Genomic DNA, 5,164 nt, shown 5'->3' on the forward strand with positions numbered 1-5,164 from the left:
ACCCGATGAAACACAGCGAGAAGGCAAACGCGGTAAATTAAAACGCTCAAAATCACGCAATCTGCTTGAAAGGTTAAGGTGCTATGAAGCAGATGTGCTTCGGTTTTTAGAAGACCCCAATGCCCCGTTTACCAATAATCAAGGTGAGCGCGATATCCGCATGCTTAAGGTTCACCAGAAAGTATCAGGCTGCTTTCGATCAATGGGTGGTGCAAATATCCTGTGTCGTGTCCGAAGTTATTTATCAACGGCAACGAAACAAGGCCTCACGAGTTCAGAGGCGATGACATCGCTTTTTAAGGGAGAGCCACTTCCTTTCATGACGGAGGCTATCACGCCCAATCAAGATGAGTAGCTTGTATGGGGTGAATAGTTACAAATCAACAACCATTAGATTTCTGCGCTCACCACGCCATTCTGAGTTTGCATCGATGGGTTTGACGAGCTGTATATGGTAGGTGCCTTCGGCAAGCCTAATATCAAAGCTCTCACTGGTGCTTGATGATGTTTCACCCCGAAAATGGCCATTGATATAAATATTGGCACCACCAACATTAGATGTGATACGAAGGGTAGCGGAATCGGCCTTCGGACGCTCAAGCTTAGTCGGGCTTGCTATAAAACCATCACCAATTTTATTGTTTTGTGCTTGGGCTTCGGCATTACAGCCTGTCAGCGCAAGTCCGATTAGCGCGATACCTATACCTTTGATGGCCTGGCGGTAGAGGTTTTTTGGTTTTGTGGCGGTTTGTAACTGTATGGCTGGGTTGGCTAATGGCATTCGGGGTTCTCCTGTTCGCTTCACATATTCGCTACACAATAAATTTAGCATTCGTTAGCGCATTTTTCACTGGTTTTCACTTGATTATTAATCACTATTTCGCATTATAATAGCTTTTTACTAGCTTGCAAGAAATAAGGACGTGTTTTTTGAGAGGGTTGGTTGCATTTAATGCGGTGCATTTTAGCGGACAGGTTTTGCTGGGGTTGGTGCGTCATTTATTGCTGATTGTGCTGTATTTGAGCTTGGGGTTGGCGTGGTTGAGCGAGGTGTCTTTTTCGCTTTATTGGGGCTTGAGCTTGATTGTGCTGGGGTTTGGTTTGGCATCAGGGTTGGCCTCTTGGCATCACTTTTATCCTTGGCAAAAACAGCTTGTGGTGCATTTGGTGGGTGGCGCCTTGGGTATTGGGGCGCTGTTGGTGCATGCGTATTGGATTGGTGCCCTGCCCTTGGCTTATGGTTTAACGCTGTTGTTGATGTTTTATCCTTGTCGCCACTGTATTGGTTATCGTACGGCGTTTGAGTCTAAGGGGGTTGGTTGATGTCCTTGGAGAATCGCTTTGATGTGCTGTATCAGCTGGATCGATTTGATCAGCTGTTGGCGGAGACAACGCGCGCCTTAGGGCAGAATCAGCACGATGTGCAGGCGGGTTTGTATCAGCTGCTGGCGCTAATGCATCAAAAAGCTTATACCGATGCCTTGGCCGCTTCACAGCGTTTGCAAGCCAGCTGTGGGTTTTCAGCCCTATTTTGGCATTTAACCGGTTTTGTGCAGTTACAACTTAATCAGCTCAAGGAGGCAGAGCGCTCCGCCCATCATGCACTTGCGATCTCACCGAATGGGGCGGATTATCAAGATTTTTTAGGTTTGGTGTGGATGCATCAATCCAATATGGCCGGTGCGCAGGCGCAGTTTATTAAGGCATTAGAAACCGCGCCTTTGCACAACCAGGCCTGGTTACATTTAGCCCAATTATATGGCTCGGTATGTGGGCGCGCGGATATTGCACGGCCGATGATTAAAACCTATTTAAGCCGTGAACCGAATGATGCGTTTGCGTTGGAGCTTTTAGCCGATTACACCCAAAGCCCTTGGAAAAAACAGGCCTTATTGGCTCAGGTATTAGCCATTAATCCAATGAATCAGGAGGTGAGCGAGTCCTTGCGCACGCAGGGGGTTAATCGCCATAGGTTTATTTGGCTGTTTGCTCTGCTGGCATTATTGGCGCTATCCTCTCATGCGCTTGCAGAACCGTTGGCCATCTATGCCAAACTCAGCCTTTTGGCAATGAGCATAGGGCTCAGTGCTTGGTTGTTTAGCTGGAGCCAGCGACTGCCTGCGATTAGTATGTTTGGCTTGCTGTTTTTCATTGGCTTTGCGCCCAGTGAATGGAGTTTGATTAGTCTGTTTATTGCTGGTGTTTTAACGGCAGGCGCTAGCTTGTTGAGTTATGGGGTGTATTGGGTTTGGGGCAAAATAAGTACAACAAAGGTTTAACGTATGAGCGAAGATTTACAAAAACAACCGGTTGAGGACGCTCAGCCGAGCGTGAGCCAATTTGAACCCCTGTCGCCCAAACACTGGATTCGGTTTGAGCAGGTGGGTGGGCTAGAAGCACTCAAACGCCAAGCGCGGATTAAAATTATCGAGCCGTTTAAAAATCCTGCCTTGTTTAAAAAGTTCAACAAAACCGCCGGTGGTGGATTGTTGCTCTATGGCCCGCCCGGTTGCGGTAAAACCTTTTTTGCACGCGCGATTGCGGGCGAATGTAATGCCGCGTTTTTTAATGTCAGCATCCATGACATCTTGGATATGTATTTAGGCAATAGCGAAAAGAATATCCAGGCCTTGTTTGACACGGCTCGCGCGCAACGTCCAGCAGTGATTTTTATTGATGAGATTGATGCACTGGGGCGCAAACGCGAACTGATGCGCCATTCGTCCTTAACCACGACTATCAATCAGTTCTTGGCACAGCTCGATGGTGTGGAATCGGATAATGAAAATCTATTGGTGATTGGCGCAACCAATGCGCCTTGGGATGTGGATTCGGCTTTTCGACGCCCAGGACGGTTTGATATGACGTTGTTTGTGCCGCCGCCCGATCAGGATTCACGCCAACAGATTTTAGCCGGGATGTTGAGCGAACTGCCGATTGGTCAGTTAGATTATGCCGAGCTGGCGCAATTAAGCGCTCATTTCTCCGGTGCGGATATTAAAGGCTGGGTCGATCAGGTGAGCGAAACTGTGATTGAGTCGATTCTTGAAACAGGTCAAGAGCGGCTGATTGAACAGGCCGATTTGGTGGCACAACGCTCCCATCTCAAGCCCAGTACTTTAGAATGGCTAGAAGCAGCGAAAAATGTAGTCGAATATGCCAACCAAAGCGGGGTGTATGATGAACTGGCCGATTATCTTGACCAGCATCCCACCACTAAAAAACGCAAAATCGGATTTTTCTAAGGTTTTTTATAAACAGGGATAGCGACCAGGTATGAGTAAAGCCAAAACCATTACGCCGTTTTTTGAGTCGGTGTTTGACACCACAGAACCCAAGTACCTCATTTACAGACCCAAACAATACCTCAGTTTATTTGTGACGATGTCGCTAGCATCGTTTGGGCTTATATTGATAATGGGATTGTTTGGCTTGCTCGGCTTAATAGACGACAATCTACCCCTTAAGCATGTGTTTTTCGTTTGGTTCGAGCTCAACCTGTTTTTAGTGCTTATTTGGGGTGGTTGGCTGGAGGTGCTCTTCGGTTGGTATCTTGGTGACGAACCCGCATCTAAAAAAAGTGCCATACCTGTGGTGTTACCCAGCACGGGCGAACAAGCACAGGCAGAACAAATTGATTCACTCGACAACTTGCTCCCAGCCAACAAATCCCATGTGCCGAAGGATTTTGCCACCTCATTTAAAGACGGCCTGACCCGTTTTGAAGATGCGCTAGAGCGAGCATTAAAAATCAAGCCGCCTGATGGCTCTAATCCTTCTCAGGAGGAGAAAGATCCGCACAACGCAAGCCGCATTGATGAGGTGCCTGCGCCCTCAAACGCCACAACGTACCCAATGATTAACCGTGTACTGGGTTTCTTGGCCATTTGTGTTTACAGTCTCGTACTAATCAATCTTTATGGTTTCGCCTTTGAGGGTGCGCCTTATTTTGCGCGTGGCTTTGAGTGGGTGATGTGGTTAAGGTGAGCTATGCTTTTAAACCAAAACAGTCTTAAAGACACCGAACTTGCCCTGAGTGGCGAGAAGGATGCCTTTTTTATCAATGGCGAGCGGATAGCGTTTGACGAGGTGGCGAGTTTTTTCCAGTCGATGAGCGCGCATTCGCTCAACCTGGTGTATGAAGGCCGAAGCCTAGAGGTGGAATTGCATTTTAACAGCGCGCGTAACGACTGGCAGGCAAGCGTGGATAGCAAACCGACTCATGCCGATAAATATGCACAGCTCTATCAAATCGCTTACCAGCTTGGGCGTTATCGCCAACACCAATTAGAAATCGATCATAAGCAAGGCGAGACCCTCAGGTTTAACACAAAATATCGTCGTTTCAATCTGGATTTAACCGACCAACAGCTTGGTCTGACCGACCATCAAAAGCATCAACGCTGGCAGGTGAGCAAAATCATTAAAAAAGACCATCAGCTGATTTTAATAACCGATGGCGGCGGCACGCATCGCTTTAACTTGGGCGAGATTTCAGATAGCGAGAGTTTGTTGCGCCTCATGCAGGATGACACACCACAAGGGCGTATGCCTTGGTATCAGGATGGTGATCTACAACAGGCAAAAACCCGGGTTGTTTTAGCATTTAGTGCACTGGGGTTGCTTGTTCTGTTGGGGCTGAATGGCTGGTTTGGTTGGTGTTGTATCGATAACGGCTTAATCGAGGGCCTATCCATCATAGCCGGCATGATATTGGCGATTGCGTTACTTGTGCTAATGCTAAAGATAATCTGGCTTAACCCAGTCGCACGCAGAAAAATACAGCGCGAAAACCAACTCGAAATTCAGGCTGAACTGGGTGAGCTGCCTAAGCCGGTTAAACCCTCTTATCGCACTTTGTGGTGGAGCATCGCAGCGTGGTTGGCAATGCTTGGCGTTATTATGCTTGTTGCGCTTAGTGCTTGATGGTAAAAAATTATAGGCAAAATTTAAAATAGTGAGCAGAAAATGAAGTCTATCAAAAATCTATGTATCAGCGCGACCCTGTTTTTAACCTTTGTGTCGCCTGTTTTTGCTGATTTTGACAAGGGCGTTGCGGCTTATGATCAGTTTAATTAGAGTCCGCTCAAAAAATCAGCGAACAAGAAACCGAACAATTCGAACTCAGCGCTAATTTGTTTTTTTCATGCGCTAACTCTTTTTA

Annotated in this window: 7 protein-coding genes; 6 read left to right on the top strand and 1 reads right to left on the bottom strand. The window is 47.2% G+C overall.

All coding sequences use genetic code 11. From position 1 onward, the window contains the following. On the top strand, positions 1 to 355 hold a 355-nt coding region (locus tag NA59_RS12430; RefSeq protein WP_044413374.1), incomplete at its 5' end, for an IS66 family transposase. Between the two features lie 18 nt (positions 356 to 373). Here the strand turns inward: NA59_RS12430 and NA59_RS12435 are convergent. Next, complete coding sequence (locus NA59_RS12435; protein ID WP_044413377.1) at positions 374 to 781, bottom strand: PEGA domain-containing protein; 408 nt, start codon at positions 779 to 781, stop codon at positions 374 to 376. 149 nt (positions 782 to 930) lie between these two features. On the opposite strand from NA59_RS12435, the gene NA59_RS12440 reads away from it, so the two are divergent. The 5 genes from NA59_RS12440 to NA59_RS12460 are packed head-to-tail and all read left to right on the top strand — an operon-like array spanning position 931 to position 4,926. Further along, on the top strand, positions 931 to 1,323 hold the full coding sequence (locus tag NA59_RS12440) for a hypothetical protein (RefSeq protein WP_044413380.1): 393 nt from the start codon (positions 931 to 933) through the stop codon (positions 1,321 to 1,323). Beyond that, complete coding sequence (locus NA59_RS12445; protein WP_044413383.1) at positions 1,323 to 2,279, top strand: tetratricopeptide repeat protein; 957 nt, start codon at positions 1,323 to 1,325, stop codon at positions 2,277 to 2,279. Before NA59_RS12440 ends, NA59_RS12445 begins: the two co-directional genes overlap by 1 nt. A 3-nt stretch (positions 2,280 to 2,282) precedes the next feature. Continuing rightward, the gene (locus tag NA59_RS12450) at positions 2,283 to 3,245 is read left to right on the top strand and encodes an ATP-binding protein (protein ID WP_044413386.1); all 963 of its coding nucleotides are present in this window, start codon (positions 2,283 to 2,285) and stop codon (positions 3,243 to 3,245) included. Between the two features lie 31 nt (positions 3,246 to 3,276). Beyond that, positions 3,277 to 3,987, top strand: a complete 711-nt coding sequence (locus NA59_RS12455) for a hypothetical protein (RefSeq protein ID WP_044413389.1) — start codon at positions 3,277 to 3,279, stop codon at positions 3,985 to 3,987. Positions 3,988 to 3,990: 3 nt separating this feature from the next. Next, positions 3,991 to 4,926, top strand: coding sequence for a hypothetical protein (locus NA59_RS12460; protein ID WP_044413392.1), 936 nt, complete (start codon positions 3,991 to 3,993; stop codon positions 4,924 to 4,926). Positions 4,927 to 5,164: the final 238 nt, after the last annotated feature.

The sequence above is a fragment of the Thiomicrospira microaerophila genome, from assembly GCF_000934765.1.
GTDB classification, from domain to species: domain Bacteria; phylum Pseudomonadota; class Gammaproteobacteria; order Thiomicrospirales; family Thiomicrospiraceae; genus Thiomicrospira; species Thiomicrospira microaerophila.

Bases quoted from the DNA above. Each gene is read 5' to 3' on its own strand.
- NA59_RS12435 (WP_044413377.1), bottom strand. From the start codon at position 781: ATGCCATTAGCCAACCCAGCCATACAGTTACAAACCGCCACAAAACCA.
- NA59_RS12445 (WP_044413383.1), top strand. From the start codon at position 1,323: ATGTCCTTGGAGAATCGCTTTGATGTGCTGTATCAGCTGGATCGATTT.
- NA59_RS12450 (WP_044413386.1), top strand. From the start codon at position 2,283: ATGAGCGAAGATTTACAAAAACAACCGGTTGAGGACGCTCAGCCGAGC.
- NA59_RS12455 (WP_044413389.1), top strand. From the start codon at position 3,277: ATGAGTAAAGCCAAAACCATTACGCCGTTTTTTGAGTCGGTGTTTGAC.
- NA59_RS12460 (WP_044413392.1), top strand. From the start codon at position 3,991: ATGCTTTTAAACCAAAACAGTCTTAAAGACACCGAACTTGCCCTGAGT.